This is a genomic window from Chamaesiphon sp. (assembly GCF_041738855.1).
GTDB lineage: Bacteria > Cyanobacteriota > Cyanobacteriia > Cyanobacteriales > Chamaesiphonaceae > Chamaesiphon.
In genome coordinates, this window is record NZ_JBGSPA010000037.1 from 20,517 (window position 1) to 39,947 (window position 19,431).

Below are 19,431 nucleotides of genomic sequence, written 5' to 3' on the forward strand. Positions count from 1 at the left end.
GAGCTTCTGGCTATGGATCGGAAGGTCTGGGGGCGAATCCCTCCTTGCTCATTATAGATAGTTATATCGCCATCAATTACTTTGATTCGGGATGAGTATCGATACAAGGATCGATCCCCATTTGGTTGATATTGCCAATCATTTGATACAGCCTGCCAAAATCACGCCGATCGAACTTAAAGACGAGTCGCGGTAAATGAGCGATCTCATTGTCTTCCTCTTCACCAGCTAATGCAGTAGTTTGGACGATCTTACCGCTAGCCACCAGATCGCTAAACTCGTGGTTGAGAACATCTAAATCGCGATCGCGAATCGCCACCTTTAGTCGCATCACAAATTCCGCTCCAACATAGCGACTAGAATGATATACCCGATAAAAATTCCGAATCACCTGAGCCGCCACCTGGATATCATCAGTAATCGTATACAGCTGAAGATCCGCTGCCCCAATCAATCCCGTCGCGGCTAAATGCTGACGCAAATAACTATCCCAGTCTCGCCAATACGTACCACCACGCTTGTCGATCAGTACGAGCGGTACGGGGCCATAGCGACCAGTTTGGCACAGTGTCAGCGTCTCTAGTGCTTCATCTTGAGTACCAAATCCACCTGGAAAGAGGGCGACAGCATCGCTTTCCCTCAAGAAAAATAGCTTCCGCGTAAAAAAGTATTTGAACGGAATTGATTTGGGATCGCCAGCGATATACTTATTCGCGCCCTGCTCGTAGGGAAGCTGAATATTCAAGCCAAATGAATTCTCGGCTCCGGCTCCAGCATTGGCGGCTGCCATAATCCCGCCACCAGCACCTGTAATTGTCATGAATCCCTGTTGTGCGATCGCTTGGGCAAAGTCATAGGCAAGTTGATACTCCGGCATTGTCTCTGGAGTGCGTGCCGAACCAAATACCGCCACCTTCCGAATGTGACGATAGGGATAAAATACCTGAAAAGCCCGCTCCATATCCCCGATCGATGCACTGAGGATTTTCCAGTCAAGTCTGTCGATATCAGTCTGTGCTAGCCGTAAAATCGTCTCTAGAGCACGTTGAATCCATTTACCATGGGGGAGTTGTGGCAATCGATCGATCGTGGCCGATAGGTCATTTTTGAGGTCAAATAGCTCGTCCATGAAATTAATTCAAAATTATTTAGCCTAGATCTCATTCGCAATTGTCACCAACTCTACACAGAAAAGCGTCTCGTTAGCTAATCTAGCTTGAGACGCTTCCAATCCACGCAAAAATTCGCTCTAGGATATTGTCTTGACAATTGGAACTTTACAGCTTCAGTGTAAGTACGATTTTGAAGAGCGTTGCCGCAAAAATATCGATCGATTTTTCGGGTGTGCGATTGCGGGGCGCAATCGCACCAGCGCAAGACACGATCGATTATTTCATCATCAGTCCCACAATAGAATCACAGGGAATGTCATGATAGTCATCTCATCCCAGCGGATCGAGCGAATGAGCACGAGTCTTGCGCTGTGAACTTTGCTTGCGAGTCGATCGTGCAGCGAGTGACTTGTGGAAATCGCCAGTTAGAGATATTTTTCAACGGTATTGGAAAGAGTTGCTTTGGGTACGGCACCGACTACCGTATCCACTTTTTGACCACCTTTAAAAATCATCAACGTGGGAATACTCCGAATCCCATATTGACTAGCGACATTGGGATTGTTGTCAGTGTTGAGCTTGTATACTTTGATCTTGCCTTCATACTGTGCGGCGATTTCGTCAACGACAGGGCCGACCATTCTGCAAGGGCCGCACCAAGGTGCCCAAAAATCTACTAATACTGGAATTTCACTATCAAGGACATCCTCTTTAAAAGAACCGTCTGTAACTTCTACTGCTGACGACATGACTCCAATCCTTTTTACTACCTAGGTTTGCTCGGTTTGTATGCAATTTTACCATAGGAATAGGGGGTAACGGGTAGTGGGTGGCAGGTAGGAAAATAATTCGTAATTAAGAGGATAGGGGGTAGAGGGTAGAAGGTAGAAGGTCGGGGGTAGCGGGTAGGAAAATAATTCGTAGCTATTCTTTACTCCCCACTCCCTGTCTTGATTCGCTACTCCCTACTCCCTACTCTCTACCATCTACTCTCTAGTTAGTAGGTTTCTACATGCCAACGACCAGCACGTTTCATTTGGCTGCGGTATTCAGCCCACTTGACATCAGATTTGATTGCCGCAGTGGTCAGTGCAGCGTCGATGCCTGTTTCCATGCCTTTGAGTCCACAGATGTAGACGTGGGTCTTTTCTTGCTGAATCAGCGACCAGAGTTCATCGGCGTTTTCGGCAATCCGATCTTGGATGTACATTTTGCCACCCTCAGCATTTTTCTGTTCGCGGCTGACGGCGTAGGTGAGCTTGAAGTTATCGGGATATTTTTCCTGAATTTCTTCGAGTTCGTCTTTGTAGAGGATATTGGGAGTGGTTGCGACCCCAAATACCAACCAAGCGAGACCATTGAACTTGTAGTCGGGATTGGCATGGCGTTCGTTGTCTTTGAACATCCGCCACAGGTAAGCACGGAATGGGGCGATCCCTGTTCCAGTTGCCATCATGATCACATTGGCATCTGGATCTTCTGGGAGGAGCATTTCTTTCCCAGTTGGTCCGGTGATTTGGATCTCATCGCCTGGTTTGAGATTGCAGATGAAGGTCGAGCAGACACCTTCGACTTCTTTACCAGTCTTCTCGTCTTTGTACTCTAGTTTGCGGACGCAGAGGGAGACAGTTTTGTCATCGACATCATCACCGTGACGGGTGCTGGCGATCGAGTACAGCCGGATCTTGTTGTTTTTACCCTTACTATCTTTGCCAGGGGGGATGATGCCGATACTTTGTCCTTCAAAGTACCGTAAATCTCCAGCCGAGATGTCAAACTTCACATGTTGTACCATGCCGATACCACCTTCGCCGAGGAGTCCATCGTTGGAAACACATTTGCCCACGAAGGGAGCGTTGGGACGGTAGATGTTGACAGGGACATCGGCATGTTTTTTGGCTGGAGGTGCTGTAGTGACTGCCGTTGGTGCGGATTCACTAGTTTCGACAGTTTCCACAGTTTCCACAGTCATTTGTTCGGTACTTTCAATTGTCATTGGTTCGGTACTCTCCATAGAAGTTGACTTAGAGTGGGCATCATAGGGACGAATGCTGAGAATCTTGCCGCCTAAGCTGGCAATACGGCGCATTTCCTGATTCATGCGCTGATAAGGTACGGTGATGAATGAGCTACCACTGCGACGAATTTTGCTGTCTGTTGATTCCGTCGAGTGAGGGTTTCGCAATCCGCTCACTTCATACACAAACAACCGACTATTAGCTGCTGAGTTACCAGCATTCCCGCTCAGACTTGGATTGTACATAGGTATTTTGTATCTCCGAACCCCAAATAATAGATGATATTATAACTTTAGTTACTTCTAAAGATCGCTCGATCGAACGATCTCTCCCAGTCCTGAAACTAGGGAGCAGGCAACCTGCAATATATAAACATATTTCAGTCAGAATACCGTAGCTATGTGCGATTACACAAGAGTGGAACGGACGATCGCCACAAATTAGTCGATCGCTACTGTCAATTTGGCTGTCTAGCGGCGATCGCGGGTGTCGTGTGCTGAAGATCTCAGGAAGTCTGCTGCGATCGATTGGCACCAAGTAGGCTATGATATTGGCTGAGTATCGTTCGATCTGGTAGCCACACCGCAATTCATCATCTCCATCACTAGTCTAAATGGTAGTTATCGTTATAAATTGTATTGAAATGTACGATTTTCTGCTCGATCGATCGCGATAGTACCCGATTCGAGCGATAATTGCACCAGGATCGACCAGAACCAATCGAAAAATTGATGTGAAGTTGGTTCGTTTGGGCGGTCGGATTAAGGTAGAATTTTATTTCAAAGAACTAGAACTAAATACTTACAAATAATTTCAATATATAGAGGATAGCTATGACCAGTAAGGTGGATCGCGTGGTAGTAATTGGCGTGGCTGGAGATTCCGGTTGCGGTAAGTCAACGTTTTTACAACGGATTATCGACTTGTTTGGAGAGGATTTCGTGACGGTAATCTGTTTGGACGACTACCATAGTCTCGATCGATATCAGCGGAAAGAGCAAAAAGTGACAGCACTCGATCCGCGCGCCAATAATTTTGACCTGATGTACGAGCAAATCAAAGCTCTCAAAAGCGGTCAAGTTATCGATAAACCAATTTACAATCATGAAACTGGTTTGATCGACCCCCCAGAGAAAATCGAACCCAATCATGTGGTAGTGATTGAAGGATTGCACCCACTGTATGATGAGAGAGTGCGGGGGCTGATTGACTTTAGCGTTTATCTAGATATCACTGATGATGTCAAAATCGCCTGGAAAATCAAACGCGATATGGCAGAACGCGGACACACTTATGATGATGTCTTAGCGGCGATCGAATCTCGTCGTCCAGATTTTGAAGCATATATCGAGCCACAGCGCGGTCATGCTGACGTGGTAATTCAAGTATTGCCGACTAAGCTCTTAGATGACAAAGAGAGCAAGCTGCTGCGGGTGCGGCTGATGCAGCGTGAAGGTGTATCAGATTTCAGTCCCGTCTATTTATTTGATGAGGGTTCCACTATTGATTGGAGACCTTGCGGACGCAAACTTGAATGTCCCTACCCTGGCATCAAGATGTTCTACGGTCCCGATCTCTACTATGGGAATCCAGTATCTGTGCTCGAAATCGATGGCGAATTAGGCAACTTGGAACAGGTAAGTTACATTGAGAGCCACCTGAGCAATATCTCGACCAAACATACAGGCGAAATGACTAGTCTGCTCCTCCAACACAAGGAGTATCCTGGTTCCACCAATGGCACAGGTTTATTTCAAGTGATGGTTGGTCTCAAAATGAGAGCGACTTACGAACATTTGACTACTCAAAGTAAAGTAGTTGCGAAAGTTTAGGTGGATTAAGTTAACGTGAGTTAGACTGATTTTAGCGATCGAGAGGGAGTGATGTACTACCCTCTTTTTTTTGGCTTTAGGTTTTAGGTTTTAGGTTTTAAGATCGAATACTGATGCGTTACGGCAGCCACCTGACATACCCTACATCAACCTAGCTTTTCAGTTAGGATTGCTTACCTACTTACAAAATCCATTCTGATGTCCGATCGCCTAAATCTAGTAACATACTGACGGCTTTTCCCAGTCGTGGTTTCTCAGTTGTTTTTTCGATGAAATTTTGAACTTGTTCGACACTACCCATTGCGGCTAGATAAGAACCAATATTATCTAAATGCGCCAGATAGTCTGCTTCAGAGAGCGGAAAAGATGCTTGTTCTTGGTATTTCCACATCACCTGTAAGTAGATTTTGGTTGGCGTTTTTCGCATTTGGACATCATAGGAATAGCCCCATTTTATCAAGATAATTTCTCTGAGTTCTCGTCCAGTCATAGTCTAGGCTTTAGGTATTAGGTATTAGGTATTAGGATTTGAGTTAGAATCTTGAATTTAGGAGGTTGCCACAAACTAATTTCATAAGATGTTGAGCGTATTGTCGCGAAATAATTTTTACTTGAAGTCCGAAGCCTTTCCCCCCAAAGCCTAAAGCCTAAAGCCTAACACCTTCCCCTCACACCTAAGCTCTCCCGTATTGCCGTCTAAAACTGCCTCGACACCTACGGGTAATGCGGCATTGCAGCCATCATGTCCGAAGGGGAGATTGGCGACGATCGGAATGTGGAGATCTGTAAGTCGATCGCGGAGTACTTCCTCTACTGTAAAGCTAAAACTTCCAGGCAGCGGATCGCATTGACTAAACCTGCCGATCGCAATCCCTGCAAGCTGCGAGAGTGCGCCAGTAAGCCGCCAGTGAGTGAGCAAGCGATCGATCCGATAGGGAGCTTCAGTCACATCTTCGATCGCTAGAATAGCACCCCTAAAATCTGGTTGAAATGGGGTACCGAGGAGATGGGTAGCGACAGTCAGATTGCACGGCAAGAGTCGCCCCCGCGCCACATTACCGACCCAGCTATCACCCTGAAGCGGCGGCAGTGGCTGTCCGGTCACCAAGTCCAGTAATCGCTGTTGCGACCAATCAGGCTCATCAGCAAGGGTAGTCAACAGGGGGCCATGCACACTGACGATACCTTGCCGCTGGAGACTCCACAATAGGGCGGTAATATCTGAAAATCCAATCAGCCATTTTGGTGTGGTAATTTCCCCCCACTGCCAATCTTCCAACAGCCGCATCCCACCATAGCCGCCACGGACACACAGGATCGCCCGACATGCGGGATCGGCCCAAGCAGCCGCCAACTGCTCGCGCCGCTGGAGATCGGTGCCTGCTAAGTAGCCCCAGCCTGCGGTAACTGCTGGTGCTACTTCGACTCGATAACCGCGTTTTTGCCAAATCTCGATCCCTCGATCGAGTTGCACTCGATCCCGCAATCTCCCACTCGGAGCGATGACCCTCAATAAATCTCCACTTTTGAGAGGCAAAGGTGTTTGACAAGGGTGAATCATGGGTATTTATAAGATAAGCAGATTTATTTTTGCTAGCGGTAGAGATTTAGCAAGCGATCGCAGGTTAGAATTTGGGTTGAGTAGTGTTTAGTTTGGCATGACGTCAACTGGTAGAGTTTCCACAATCGAGAAAGTCACCGACGGCGGCTGTGAAGGTCAACTAAATCATCACCACAGATCGCCCACTCAAGCGCGAGCGATCGCTCAGCTTTGCTAGACCGAAGGCAATCGATACCGCCCCAACCATCACATCTGACTTGCCATGATAGCGCAAACTATCGACTGACTGGAGCACCCCCAATCCCATGACCAACCCAATAGCGGCAAAAATTATCTGCCCAAATCCCGAATGTCAAGCTCCCAATTTACCGAGCCATAATTTTTGTGCCCATTGCCGCACGGCAATCCCCAAAGTATACTTATGGACGCTCGGCGAAGATGCCTCTAGCTTGAAAATCGGTCAAACATTGGCAAATAACCGCTATGTTGTTGTCAACAATCGGGTGCTGCTGGATCTGAAGCCAGGATGGCAGCCAGAGGTAGTCGATCGCGTCCCTGAGTATATCACTCCCTACTTACGATTGCTCGGGCACCGTCCCCATGTGCCGCAAGTGTATGGCTCGATCGCTCACAATCGATCGGGACGGAGAACAAGTACGCTCTGGTTGCTCGAAAAAGTACCGATTTATAGTGAGGGCTTGGGAGCCGCACTCGCAGGCAAGGTGATGCCAGAAATCGGTGAAAGCTGGAAAACTGCCGGATCGATGCGCCAGCTCAATTGGCTGTGGCAAATCGCCAACCTGTGGGACTCCATGCAGGTAGAGGGGGTGAGTAGAACGCTACTACATCCAGAGCTGTTGCGGGTGGAAGGTGGATTGTTGCGGACGATCGAGTTGGTGCCCAATGGCGACTCACCGCCCAAATTAGCCGAACTCGGCAAACTGTGGAAATCCTGGCAAAAAAATGCGCGGATCGGCATCGCCCAGACTTTGGAAAAAATCTCCAATCGCCTAATTAAAGAAGATGTGACAACTGCCACCCAACTGATCGCGCTACTTGACGAAGCACTGCGGACTGTGGGTCAAAAACAATTTCTCAACTGTAACTATATCACCCTCAGCCATACGGGGCCGACTAGAGAGCAGAATGAGGATGCTTGCTATCCCCCTAGTGGCGACCCGCTGTATCAAAATACTGGCTACGATCTGAGCCTGACAATCGTCTGTGATGGTGTCGGCGGACATCAAGGCGGTGAAGTAGCTTCTAGCCTAGCGATCGATACTATTCGCCGCCGGATCGAGAACGTCCTCAGTAAACCGGAAAATCGCTATCCCGATAGTATTACCATTCAAATCGAGAACTCTACCTGCGTTGCCAACGACCAGATCAGTCTCCGCAATGACAGCGAAAATCGCCAGGAACGGGAACGAATGGGGACGACGATGGTAATGAGCCTGATCTACGGTCATGAGGCGTACATCGCCCATATTGGCGATAGTCGCGTCTATCGGATCACGCGGACTGGTTGTCATCAGATGACTTTAGATGACGACTTGGCAACTCGGGAAGTCCGCCTCAGTGGGATGTTGTATCGAGAAGCTTTGGGGATGAGTAGTTCGGGGTCGCTGTTTCAAGCCTTGGGGATGAATTCTTCCACTGCACTGCATCCCAATATTCGCCGCTCGATCGTCGATGAAGAATGTATCTTTTTGCTCTGTTCTGATGGCGTGAGCGATCGAGATCGGGTCGAACAGTACTGGCAAACCGAAATCCTCCCCGTTTTGGAAGGAAAAGTCGATCTGGCAACTGCGTGTCAGCGCACGATCAACATGGCAAATACCCACAATGGTCATGATAATGCCACTGTTGCCCTCGTTCATTGCCAGGTCAAGCAACCCGTTGAAGCCGGAAAAAGTACCGTCCTGCAAGATTTTCCGGCGGATGCGGCTACATTGATTCAGGCTGATACCTTGTTGCTGAGTAGTCCCGAAACCGATCGCTCAGATCTCGATCGAGCACCGATATCGACTACTGATGGTGCCAAAAAGTCTTTAGTATTCGGGGCGATCGGACTGATTTTGCTAATGGCGATCGGTGCTGGCGGTTGGTTATATGCTCAAAGTAATTCTACTTCGACACCAACAACCACCCCCAGCCCAGTAATTAGTCCGAGCAACACCCCGAACTAATCGGTAAGCTATGCCTTCAACAGATCTCCACCTGTAATCACCTTTGCCGACACAATTTTGTCACTAGCTTTGAGTTGTCCGAGGACTGATTGTCCTGATGTGACGTAGCCAAATACTGTGTACCGTCCATCGAGGAGATTGCGTCCTGCGGGAGTCAATTCTGGCTCGAACAGAAAGAAAAAGAATTGAGACGAGCCACCATTGGGATCGTTTTCTGGGCGTGCCATTGCTAGCGCACCATAGGAAGAGAACGGCAAAACTGGTTCCTCGCGAAATCTCCCAGCATCTTCCATCGTAACTCCATACATCGGCTCTTTATCGCCTTTGACCATCACTTCGAGTGGTACCGCTCGATACTTTTTAGTTTTGGGATCGATGAAACCGACTTCATCGCCTGGTGGATCGCCAATTTGGAGCACATAATCATTTTCAGCTCGCGTGAAGGCGAGATCGTTATAAAAGCCCCGATTGACGAGATCGACAAAGTTGCCAGCCGTAACTGGTGCGTTGTAACCATCGACAGTGAGGTTGATATCTCCTTTGGTAGTTGTGAGCGCGATCGTCGCGCGCCCTAGCAACTGTGGTAAGTCACTGTAGTCAGCAGGTACTTGATAGGGGAAACCCGTCACCATCTCCGCTTCGAGCGTACCAATTTTAGCCAGAGCCTCAGCGCGTTCGGCTTGTACCTGGGGCTTATCCCTGGCATCTGTAGAAATAATCAGCGCAGCTACACTAGTCCCAATCTCATCGAGCAGTGTTTGGGCTTGAGCTTGCTGGGCTGCGGGTACAGCCTTGAGGATATCAGCTTGTTTATTTTTTAAGATCCCAGCAGCTTTTTTGACATCATTAGCGATCGTACTCCACTGTTTGCCGCGCAAATGGTTGGAAATATCTTCCAAACTATCTTGGAGATCTCGGACTGGTTTATTGTCGATCGGCAGTGCATACCGCAAGATCGACTGTGCGTCGGTAATCGCATTTCCTGATGGTAGTAAAGTGGCTGCACTCAGCCCAGCGGATAGGCTCACTAGTAAGATTGCGACTACTCCAGTCTGCAACCAGTGTCGCCAGCGGCGCAGTGTGGGCGGGTTCCCCGCCGATACAACTGCGCCAAGACAGCGACTGAGGATCGAATTTTTGCCCGTTTGCATCTGTTAAAAAAGATTGATATCATCGACCCCTTCATCTTGCCACATCTGGGATCTCTCAAGTGTTACTCTGCGCTCATCCTCGCTTCCTATTGACAATTTTAGAGGACTACCTGTCTTTAACCTCCATTCTGCTCACCGCTTCTGCGCGGGCAGTAAGCGGGAGTCTCCTGGATGTGCGATCCTCATGTCGCCAATTTTTAGATGCCTGCGGCAAGGATGGACTCTCGATGCGGCAGAGCCGACGCGATCGAAGATGCCAAGGAAGCTGTGATTATTCAGCAGCGTCTTCGGCGTCGGGCTGAGGATAAACAAAGCTAGTAGAGCGTCCGGTGAGTACGGATTTACCCAATGACAGGGCTTTTTTGGCTTGGATGGCGGCTTTATTTACCCAAGTTGCACGGCGTTTGTCACGTTTGGATTTAGACGTTTTCTTCTTTGGAACTGCCATAGGAATATATGTATGTAGGCACAGCCTTTCTAGCATAGCAGGGTTAGATCCCACTTTGGTAAAAAGTTGGCGATAATAAATAGATGTTCGATCGCTCTGCTCATTGAGGACTGCTGCCTGAATCGAGTTGGGGATCGTGATTGCACATTTTAGCTAAGTCAAAATACTCAAAATCGCTCAACCCACTGCCAGATTCCAATTTTGAATAGCTAAAATTGGGGGACAAAGTGGCAGTTAGTAATTAATCTATCAAAATAGTACCTGCTACCGATCGCTAATTAAGATTGTCCCTGAAAACTTTCGATCGCTAAACTCTTGCTGGTATAACCCCATGACAGAAACAAATAACCTCTCCACTGGCGACAATAGACACCCTCATTTGATGACTGAAGAATTAGTAATTATTGGTTATTTTGCTCGGGGTCAAAAGCAGTCTAGCTCTAGCCAAAACTTAAAATTAGAAGCGACTGAAACCTCAATCAGATTGAGCGATCGCAATGGTAGGTTGATTGGAATTAGTAAGCAGGTCAACCAGTGGCAGCGGAAGGTGCTAGTTAGTAATAGTTATAGCGATCGATCCACTATTATTGAAAACTTGCTGGATTTAGGATTTGTGACTAGACAGAAATCCTCTCATCCTGAATTTACTGAATATCACTATTATCAAGTTCCTGATGGCTACAAGTTAAACTATACCGAAGTAATTGAATTATGGAAAGTATGGTGGAATCACAAACGTTACCAGCTCAATAATCCACATCCACCAATTGATGTGTTGACATTTAGTAAAGGTAATTGGTGTCTAGTTGAAGATTTGCAGCCCAAACAAGGTAACTTTATCCTCCGCACACTTAGGGGCGAAATCAAGATCGAGCCGGAAGAATATGTCGTGTGGATCGAGTCGCGAGCTAGTGGCATCAGCGCGATCGATCCTACTAGATCTACTTTGCCATCGCGTTCATCCTTAGCAGGGCAGCCCCAGCCAGCAGCTAATTCATTGTCACCACTAGATCCAACTGCGCGTACCGCCAGCATCCGGCGATCGCCGCCGCTAGAGAGCCTTGCTCCAGAGCCTTTCGAGCGCAACAGTGCTACTCAAACAGAACGAGCGGTGCGATTGCCAGCACTAGATGAAGAGCTAGATCTGGAGTCATACTTGAACACTTTCAATACCGAAGATACGGAGGATGTCGATCGGATTGAGGGCATCTATCAGATCGGCGAACTACTCAATAGTAGCGAGATCGACAATAGTCCACCGCTACCCCAAAGCTCCAATTTGCCACCGCAAGTAGCACCTGTCGCGCCAGTAGAGCCGCCCGCTAGTCCCGCGCCAGTTGACACTTCGATACCAGCAGATCCGGCACTGTCCCTCATACAGCGGCAAGCATCACTCAAGCTCAAGGCGATGACAGTATTGATGAACTACCTCCAAGAAGGCGATCGGATCGTGCGGACTGAAGTATTAAAAAATGCCCTCGGGCAAGAAATTCACCGCAAGATTGTCAAAACTGAGCGCGGTTGCCCCAGTTGGGCGATCGAGCAAGCTGTGCAACTGTCTACGGTAGACAGTTGATGGCGATTTGGACTACCAATCCTGGTTACTTCCCTCCCGCCCAAGAAATAGACAATTCACCATCCACCATCCACCATCCACCATTCACCATCCGCCATTCACCATCCACCATCCACCATCCACCATCCACCATTCACCATCCGCCATTCACCATCCACCATCCACCATCCACCATCTACCCTCTACCCTAAACGTCTAATTCTCCGCTGAGAAAGGAGTAGTTGCCAGATCTGCCACTAAAAGCTTCAATATATCGTCAATTAGTCGAGAGAAAGGGTAAAGTTGAGATATTTGAGGAGCTGGATTTATTAGATGATCGGTCAGTTATTAGCGGGACACTATCGCGTACTCCAAGTTTTGGGTGCTGGGGGATTTGGGCAAACCTATATCACTGAAGACTTACATCTACCAGGCTATCCCAAATGCGTACTCAAACATCTCAAGCCAGCTAGTGCCGATCGCGCGCTTCTCGATCTCGCGCGCAAACTATTTGAGAAAGAAGCGATCGTCTTGCAGCAATTGGGAAATCACGATCGGATTCCGCGATTGCTGGCTTATTTTGAAGAGAACCAAGAATTTTATTTGGTTCAGGAATACATACCAGGGCATCCCCTCTCCACAGAACTAAAAAATGCAGCGAAGTGGAGCGAACCCCAAGTCATCGAACTACTAGAAGAGATTTTAGAAATTCTGACTTTTATCCACGCTCAGGGGGTGATTCATCGCGATCTCAAGCCTGATAATATTATGCGTCGCAGTGTCGATCGCAAGCTGATTCTGATCGACTTTGGCGCGATCAAACAAGTCCGCAATCAACAGCTATTGCACGGACAGAATACGATGACAGTGGCGATCGGTACACCTGGCTATATGCCGATCGAGCAAGCCTCCGGCAATCCGCGTGCCAGTAGCGATATGTACGCCTTGGGCGCGATCGCGATCCAAGCTCTGACTGGCGTCAACCCCTACGATCTGCCCGCAGACGATCGCACTGGCGAACTCAAATGGGAGCATCTCACTGTCGCCGATCCTCGGCTAGTTGCCATCCTCCAGCAGATGACTCGCTATCACTTCAAAGATCGCTATCATACTGCCACAGAGGCTCTCCAGGCTGTACGGGGGCTGAGTACGGGTACTTTTACCCCCCACTCCACCTACATCCAGACACCCCCAGTCACTCAGCCGCCGCATCAGCGGATCGATTCAGCAGCAACTGTGGTGGCTCCTGGCGTCACCCGTTATCCCCCGTCAGGATCGCCAGGGACTCAGCCGTCACCACCAGCGCGGACATCATTGCTCCCGATCGTGGGTGGGATCGTGGCGATTGGGGCGGCTGTGGGTAGTTTTGCTTTATTTAGCAACAATTTACTCGATCGGCGAGATTTTGCTACCGATCTGCAATCCGATCGCTGCCGGATCGCTACACCCACCGATCTACCCTCAACTAGAGTCCGCGCCCAACCCCAGCGCGATGCCAAGATCGAAGCCAACTTGCCTCGGGGTACAAAAGTAGTCTTCCTCGCCGCCCAAGATGCCTTTATCCAAATTCAAATGGCCGATCGATCGACAGGCTGGGTTTACAATAACCAAGTCACTGGCTGTAATGTCCCGCTGGCAACACCAACAGCCACCCCAAAACCGCCACCAAAGACAAGTCCCCGCCCATCGATCGTCACGCCCCAACCGCTGCCAGTGCCGACACCCAAAAATGACCGCCAACCAGATCCAGAGCCAGTGACGCCTCAACCCAGTCCAGAAGTTGTCCCCAGTCCATCTGAGTCGCCAATCCCGATCGACGTCCCATCCCCATCGCCTGAAGTCACGCCCTCGCCATCGCCTGTGCCGTCAGTCATCATCTACCCACCGCCCACCGATCCACTACCGGAGAAGAGCACGCCATCCACCCCAACGCCTGCCCCTCCTGCCGATCGAGTACCTTTGTGGTAGCGGCGATTGGTTCATGGTGGATTGAAAATTCTAGTGGGCGGTGTGGGTAACCTAGTAACAGCATCCAACCAGAGCCAAACTCGCAACTAACGATGCAGATTTAGTCGTCCACTGGGAGCAAAAACGCGATCGGTTCTCCCTCTTATCACCCACTAGTGCATGTATATTTACTTACACGGTTTTGCATCTGGCCCTGGCTCTACCAAAGCCCGATACATCCGATCGCAGTTTGCCGAGATTGGGATCGAGTTACAAGTCCCCGATCTCAATCAGGACGACTTTACTCATCTAACAGTTGCGCGGCAGATCGCCCAAGTTGTGGACTTATTTCCCAAAGATGGCTCCCCAGTGACTTTAATTGGCTCTAGTCTTGGGGGTTGGGTGTCAACAATTATCGCTCAAGACTATCCTCAAGTCGAGCGACTGATACTTTTGGCACCTGCTTTTGATTTTCTGAATCATTGGCTACCAAAGATTGGCGATCGCCAATTAAATTCATGGAAAAATACCTACTACCTACCAATCTATCATCATGCTCTCAAAAATTTATCACCCCTACATTACAATTTCGTTGTTGACGCTCATAGATATCCTCTTACTCAGATCGATCGCGTCCTGCCAACTGTAATTATTCATGGGGTTAATGATGACGTGATTCCGATTTCTGCGAGTCGCAACTTTAGTGGAAGTCGTCCCTGGGTAAGGCTGTTGGAGTGGGAGAGCGACCATCAGCTTACCAATGTCAGCGAACGGATCTGGCAAGAGATCTGTGACTTTTGTTACTTATAACTAGCCATCATCCTACTTTTTGCATACCTAAAGTATCAAGATGACATTGACGTCTATATCTAAATTGTCTTAAAATATTAGTATATATGGAAATTATTTAAGCTCCAGTGTCTAAAGCCGATCGCACTAAGCAAAGAATCATCGAAACGGCTGCGGTTATTTTCAATCAGAATGGCTACGCCGGATCGTCAATCGCGGACATTACGCGGCTGACAGGATTGGGCAAAAGTGGGATTTATTATCATTTTAAAAGTAAAGATGAAATCGCAGTAGCCGCATTTGACTATACGCTCGGTTTGATACTGGCAGCGGCGATGGCTAAAGTATCGCTCCAAAACACGGCAATCGATCGATTACACGCTTTTGCTAACAGTTTTCAGGGCTTTACGACTCAACCAATCGGTGTCGGTGGCTGTCCGATTTTGAACACGGCGGTCGAGAGCGATGATACTCACCCGCTGTTACGCACCCATGCCCAAGAAGCTGTAAATAGTATCCGCGCACTGATTCTCAGTATTGTCGAGCTAGGCATTCGTCAGGGTGAGATTGAGACTACTATCGACCGCGAACAGGTAGCAACTATTCTGTTTGTGACAATCGAGGGGGCAATTATGATGAGTAAATTGTACGGTGATGATATCTATCTGGAGCGCGCGATCGCTCACCTCCACGACTATATCAATGGTTTAGCTACTCAAACTAAAAGTCGGGGCAATTCATGAATTTCCCCGACTTCTGATGAATAGCCTGAGACTGGAAGTCTCGGCTGATGATGCAAAGTCCGCCTACGCGGACTAGACAAATCAATGGGAGTTCGGAATAAGGATTTCCTCTCAACGTTAAATCAGTCCGCGTAGCGATGCGCGATACGTAGGGTTCCCCGAGGGTTTAGCGACCCAAATCACGCGGAGGTTCCCTCCGCATGTGTTTGGGTCAAGACAGCGCATCAGCGACCGAAATCGCGCTGAGGTCTCCTCGTGCTAAGCGTTTCGGTCAAGACAAGACAGGCGGACTTTGCTTGCGCGTGCGGCGATTGAAATCGCTGAAGTGTCATAACAGTCTTGGCGGTTGCTATAAATCAGTAAAAATTTAAATCGAGTAATACAAAGGAAAAGATTTAGATTCTTTGGGTTTGATATACACAGTTTGCTGGGCTTCCAGGCGTAACTCATCAAACCGATCGCGAGTCAGATGCGCCGAAATAATTTGCCCGTCAGCCAGTGCCAACTCTGCTTGAATCTCCCACCCGAGATGAATGATCCGCGTTACTGTCGCCACCGTCAGCGTACTATCGGGGGTTGTCGCGATCGAGATATCTTGGGGACGGAGATAGACCTGAGGATGATTGGCTTCAAACCCGTTATTTTGAAAAATATCCGCACTGCTGGGTAAAACATTGACAGGGCCGATAAAGCTCATCACAAATGCACTCGCAGGTCGGTCATAAATCTCCGCCGCCGTGCCCACTTGCTCAATTCGACCTTTATTCATCACCACGATTTTGTCGGCGACTTCCATCGCCTCCTCCTGGTCGTGAGTAACAAATACCGTCGTCACATGTACCTCATCATGCAGCCGCCGCAACCAAGCCCGCAAATCCTTTCGCACCTTGGCATCCAACGCCCCAAACGGCTCATCTAGCAACAATACCTTCGGTTCGACAGCAAGCGATCGCGCCAAAGCCACCCGCTGCCGCTGCCCGCCCGATAATTGGGACGGATAGCGATCGCCCAACCCCGACAACTGCACCAGTTCCAGCAATTCATCCGCCCTAGCTTTGATTTTGGCAGCACTAGCCTTGCGAATCTTCAGTCCAAACCCGATATTTTCCCGAATCGTCAAGTGCTTAAATAACGCATAATGCTGGAACACAAACCCGATATTTCGCTCCTGAACACTCTGATTGGTAGCATCCGTACCTGTGAGCCAAATTTTGCCACGATCCGGTGTCTCCAGCCCCGCAATCAACCGCAACAGCGTTGACTTCCCCGACCCCGAAGGACCCAAGAGAGCCACTAGCGCACCCGATTCGATTTCCAGATCCACACCATCGACAGCTTGAAAGCTACGAAACTGCTTCGATACATTTTTTACTGATATGCCCATTGATTTAAAATACCCGATCGCTAAAATATTTAATTAATCTGACGTCAACTTACACTTAAAATAAAGACTTATTTTATACCAAATTTGAAAATCCGCTTACGGAGTGTCGAGCTACAAAAGTTAGACAACATCTGCCCCTCATCAATTATAAGTTACTACTACAGGTCGAGCGGAAAACCGTGATATCGTAAAGACAGTATCCGATCGAATTGCCAGTGGAACTATCTTCTCGCCTAGAATATGCCTTAGTTGCACTGCTCGAAATCGCCGACAGGCAGGCACAAGGCAAACCGCTCAAAGTCAATGAGATTGCCGCTAGTCAGTCCCTACCAGAGCGATATCTCGACCAGATCTTCACCTCGCTCAAACGGCAGGGAATACTCTCCAGTCAGCGGGGGATGAAAGGTGGCTATCGCCTCGCGCGAGAATTGTGGCAGATTACCTTACTCGATGTGGTAGTGGCGATCGAAGGTAGTGGCGATCGTAAAAAAGTCGATCCAACCACTCCCAATACCCTCGAAAAAACTGTCATCACCCAAACATTTGCAGGTATTAAAGACTCAGTAAATGAGATTTTACAAAGTTATACACTGCAAGATTTAGCCAAGACATTAGAGACTCAGCGTCAGAGCAGCCCAATGTATTATATTTAGATCTGTAGGTTGGGTTGAACGAATGTGAAACCCAACAATCCTCACTCATCCTTAATCCGCGTTTTACTTTCCAAAATTTCCTTGAGTACCAAAGTTACCGCAGCGAGTAAAGCGAGAACAACCGCTGCTGAAAAAGCCGCTTCAGTGTCGTATTGTTTATAGACATCCTCAACAAACAGCGGCAAACTTTGAGTCGCATTTGCCACATTTCCCGATACCACCGATACCGCTCCAAACTCACCCATCGCGCGGGCATTGGTCAACAGTACGCCATACATCAACCCCCAGCGAATATTGGGCAACGTCACCCGCCAAAAAATCTGCCAATCGCTTGCGCCCAAAGTTCTCGCCGCTTCTTCCTGATCCACCCCCGCCTCTTCCAACACCGGAATCACCTCCCGCACCACAAACGGCATACTCACAAACGCAGTTGCCAGAGCCATCCCTGGAAAAGCAAACACAATCCCGATGCCGCGATCTTCCAACCAGCCCCCAAACCAGCCTTGACGCCCGTAGAGCAACATAATCATCAAACCAGCCACCACCGGAGAAATCGATAATGGCAGGTCGATAATACTCAATAATAGCGTCCGCCCTGGAAATTGGTGCCGCGCGATCGACCAAGCCGCACACAGCCCAAACACAGTATTAATCGGGACAGTAATCAAGGCTAGTGATAGAGTGACTCTTGCTGCACTCAAGAACTCGGAATTGGTGAGATTGGCGACAAAGGGATCGATCCCCTTGTGAAATGCTTGATAAAAGACATTGATGGCGGGAATATAAATAATCAGACTAATATAGCCGAGCGTAATGCCAATTAAAGCGATCGGAATCCAATTAAGTTGTTTTTTGTCTGGCCCTTGCCGGACTAAAGTATTGGTAGGAGTGCTAATCTTCATAACGCTGACCCCAAGCTTGAAGGATATTGATACACAGGAGCAGTAATAACGAAATTCCCAACAAAACTACGCCAATTGTCGTTGCTCCGGCATAGTCGTATTGCTCCAATCTTTGGAAGATTAATACTGGGGCGATGAGATCTTTAAAAGGGGTATTGGAGGCGATAATGACAGTCGAACCATATTCACCCACCGCACGGGAAAAGCCTAGAGCCATCCCAGTCAAAATCGACGGCAACAGTGGGGGTAAAATCACTTGCCGAAAAGTTTGCCAATCCGATGCTCCCAGACACCAGGCTGCTTCCTCAATGTCTTTTTCCATCTCAATCAATACTGGTTGAATAGTGCGGACAATAAATGGCAGCGAGATAAATAACATCGCCATCCCCACTCCCAACCGTGTGAAGGCGATTTTGATGCCAAATGGCGCGAAGATACTCCCAATCCAGCCATTATCGCTATACACAGTGGCTAAAGTCAGACCAGCCACTGAGGTAGGTAGTGCAAACGGGAGATCGATCGAAGCATCAACAATGCGCTTACCAGGAAAATCATACCGCACCAAGACCCACGCGATCGCAGTGCCAAACAGACCATTAATCAGGGTGGCAATTAACGAAGTGGTAAAGGTCACATCATAAGTAGCTAAAGCAATTGGACTGCTAGCTATTTCCCAGAATTTTGCCCAGCCGCCGCTCCCAGCTTTGGCAAACATCGCCCCCAGGGGGAGAAATAGCATCGCACTGAGATAAAACCACATGACTCGCCACGTCCATGGTAGATGACGGAGGCGATCGAACCACACTTTCCAAGCTGGTTTGGGTTTGACGATGTTGGCGGGAATGATGTTGCTCATATGTAGAAGTTAAAAGTCTAAATTTCATAGTGCCAGAAAGGATCGCGATGCTCTTTCACAGAGGCTGCGTCAGCGAGTGAAACGATAAAATGACGCTGATGTCGTTGAATAATTCCGCGTTCGACTAAAGATCCCACAATTCGAGTCGTTGTATAGCAACCGCCAAGGCAGTTAGGACAGCACAGCGATTAAAATCGCCGCTAGTGCTGCAAAGTCCGCCTGTCTTGATGCGCTAAACCCTCGGGGAACCCGAGGAGCGCGCATCGCTACGCGGACTGAGATCTAGAGTGT

General features: G+C 48.6%; 19 protein-coding genes. 8 read left to right on the plus strand and 11 right to left on the minus strand.

Annotated features, from left to right (window positions below; translation table 11 throughout):
- Window positions 1-76: 76 nt before the first annotated feature.
- The 3 genes from ACEW9I_RS04775 to petH all read right to left on the minus strand — a co-directional run bounded on the left by ACEW9I_RS04775 (window position 77) and on the right by petH (window position 3,375).
- On the minus strand, window positions 77-1,129 hold the full coding sequence (locus ACEW9I_RS04775; protein WP_373539220.1) for an LOG family protein: 1,053 nt from the start codon (window positions 1,127-1,129) through the stop codon (window positions 77-79).
- Window positions 1,130-1,537: 408 nt separating this feature from the next.
- A complete protein-coding gene (gene trxA, locus ACEW9I_RS04780; protein WP_295616965.1) occupies window positions 1,538-1,861 on the minus strand; it encodes a thioredoxin in 324 nt (107 codons plus the stop codon).
- Window positions 1,862-2,109: 248 nt separating this feature from the next.
- Window positions 2,110-3,375, minus strand: a complete 1,266-nt coding sequence (gene petH / locus ACEW9I_RS04785) for a ferredoxin--NADP reductase (protein ID WP_373539221.1) — start codon at window positions 3,373-3,375, stop codon at window positions 2,110-2,112.
- 588 nt (window positions 3,376-3,963) lie between these two features.
- Between petH and ACEW9I_RS04790 the strand changes: the two genes are divergently transcribed.
- Window positions 3,964-4,962 carry a phosphoribulokinase gene (locus ACEW9I_RS04790; protein ID WP_373539222.1) on the plus strand — a complete coding sequence of 333 codons (999 nt, stop codon included), beginning with the start codon at window positions 3,964-3,966 and terminating at the stop codon, window positions 4,960-4,962.
- A gap of 181 nt (window positions 4,963-5,143) precedes the next feature.
- On the opposite strand, the gene ACEW9I_RS04795 is transcribed toward ACEW9I_RS04790, so the two are convergent.
- From ACEW9I_RS04795 to ACEW9I_RS04805, 3 genes are all read right to left on the minus strand, one after another.
- Window positions 5,144-5,452: a DUF3067 family protein gene (locus tag ACEW9I_RS04795; protein WP_373539223.1), complete on the minus strand. Its 309-nt coding sequence runs from the start codon at window positions 5,450-5,452 to the stop codon at window positions 5,144-5,146.
- A gap of 150 nt (window positions 5,453-5,602) precedes the next feature.
- Entirely contained in the window at window positions 5,603-6,523 is a 921-nt protein-coding gene (locus tag ACEW9I_RS04800) for an LD-carboxypeptidase (RefSeq protein ID WP_373539224.1), read from the minus strand.
- 160 nt (window positions 6,524-6,683) lie between these two features.
- Window positions 6,684-6,818: a hypothetical protein gene (locus ACEW9I_RS04805; protein WP_373539225.1), complete on the minus strand. Its 135-nt coding sequence runs from the start codon at window positions 6,816-6,818 to the stop codon at window positions 6,684-6,686.
- Window positions 6,819-6,828: 10 nt separating this feature from the next.
- Between ACEW9I_RS04805 and ACEW9I_RS04810 the strand changes: the two genes are divergently transcribed.
- Window positions 6,829-8,712 carry a PP2C family serine/threonine-protein phosphatase gene (locus tag ACEW9I_RS04810; protein WP_373539226.1) on the plus strand — a complete coding sequence of 628 codons (1,884 nt, stop codon included), beginning with the start codon at window positions 6,829-6,831 and terminating at the stop codon, window positions 8,710-8,712.
- 8 nt (window positions 8,713-8,720) lie between these two features.
- Here ACEW9I_RS04810 and ACEW9I_RS04815 read toward each other — a convergent pair whose 3' ends face one another.
- Together ACEW9I_RS04815 and rpmF are read right to left on the minus strand one after the other, a co-directional pair.
- The gene (locus ACEW9I_RS04815) at window positions 8,721-9,863 is read right to left on the minus strand and encodes a peptidylprolyl isomerase (protein WP_373539227.1); all 1,143 of its coding nucleotides are present in this window, start codon (window positions 9,861-9,863) and stop codon (window positions 8,721-8,723) included.
- A gap of 271 nt (window positions 9,864-10,134) precedes the next feature.
- Window positions 10,135-10,311: a 50S ribosomal protein L32 gene (gene rpmF / locus ACEW9I_RS04820; RefSeq protein WP_373539228.1), complete on the minus strand. Its 177-nt coding sequence runs from the start codon at window positions 10,309-10,311 to the stop codon at window positions 10,135-10,137.
- A gap of 331 nt (window positions 10,312-10,642) precedes the next feature.
- Between rpmF and ACEW9I_RS04825 the strand changes: the two genes are divergently transcribed.
- The 5 genes from ACEW9I_RS04825 to ACEW9I_RS04845 all read left to right on the plus strand — a co-directional run bounded on the left by ACEW9I_RS04825 (window position 10,643) and on the right by ACEW9I_RS04845 (window position 15,345).
- Window positions 10,643-11,887 (plus strand): hypothetical protein, encoded by a 1,245-nt coding sequence (locus ACEW9I_RS04825; RefSeq protein ID WP_373539229.1) that lies wholly within the window; start codon window positions 10,643-10,645, stop codon window positions 11,885-11,887.
- Window positions 11,887-12,078, plus strand: a complete 192-nt coding sequence (locus ACEW9I_RS04830) for a hypothetical protein (RefSeq protein WP_373539230.1) — start codon at window positions 11,887-11,889, stop codon at window positions 12,076-12,078. The genes ACEW9I_RS04825 and ACEW9I_RS04830 overlap by 1 nt, the downstream gene beginning before the upstream one ends.
- 121 nt (window positions 12,079-12,199) lie before the next feature.
- On the plus strand, window positions 12,200-13,834 hold the full coding sequence (locus ACEW9I_RS04835) for a protein kinase (protein WP_373539231.1): 1,635 nt from the start codon (window positions 12,200-12,202) through the stop codon (window positions 13,832-13,834).
- A gap of 159 nt (window positions 13,835-13,993) precedes the next feature.
- Window positions 13,994-14,623, plus strand: a complete 630-nt coding sequence (locus ACEW9I_RS04840) for a YqiA/YcfP family alpha/beta fold hydrolase (RefSeq protein WP_373539232.1) — start codon at window positions 13,994-13,996, stop codon at window positions 14,621-14,623.
- Between the two features lie 107 nt (window positions 14,624-14,730).
- Window positions 14,731-15,345 carry a TetR/AcrR family transcriptional regulator gene (locus tag ACEW9I_RS04845; protein WP_373539233.1) on the plus strand — a complete coding sequence of 205 codons (615 nt, stop codon included), beginning with the start codon at window positions 14,731-14,733 and terminating at the stop codon, window positions 15,343-15,345.
- Between the two features lie 367 nt (window positions 15,346-15,712).
- Here ACEW9I_RS04845 and ACEW9I_RS04850 read toward each other — a convergent pair whose 3' ends face one another.
- On the minus strand, window positions 15,713-16,729 hold the full coding sequence (locus tag ACEW9I_RS04850; RefSeq protein WP_373539234.1) for a sulfate/molybdate ABC transporter ATP-binding protein: 1,017 nt from the start codon (window positions 16,727-16,729) through the stop codon (window positions 15,713-15,715).
- Between the two features lie 215 nt (window positions 16,730-16,944).
- Between ACEW9I_RS04850 and ACEW9I_RS04855 the strand changes: the two genes are divergently transcribed.
- Window positions 16,945-17,382, plus strand: coding sequence for an Rrf2 family transcriptional regulator (locus tag ACEW9I_RS04855; protein WP_373539235.1), 438 nt, complete (start codon window positions 16,945-16,947; stop codon window positions 17,380-17,382).
- Window positions 17,383-17,423: 41 nt separating this feature from the next.
- Here the strand turns inward: ACEW9I_RS04855 and cysW are convergent, their stop codons facing one another.
- On the minus strand, window positions 17,424-18,284 hold the full coding sequence (gene cysW, locus ACEW9I_RS04860; RefSeq protein ID WP_373539236.1) for a sulfate ABC transporter permease subunit CysW: 861 nt from the start codon (window positions 18,282-18,284) through the stop codon (window positions 17,424-17,426).
- On the minus strand, window positions 18,274-19,140 hold the full coding sequence (cysT, locus tag ACEW9I_RS04865) for a sulfate ABC transporter permease subunit CysT (RefSeq protein ID WP_373539237.1): 867 nt from the start codon (window positions 19,138-19,140) through the stop codon (window positions 18,274-18,276). Before cysT ends, cysW begins: the two co-directional genes overlap by 11 nt.
- Between the last annotated feature and the right edge of the window lie 291 nt (window positions 19,141-19,431).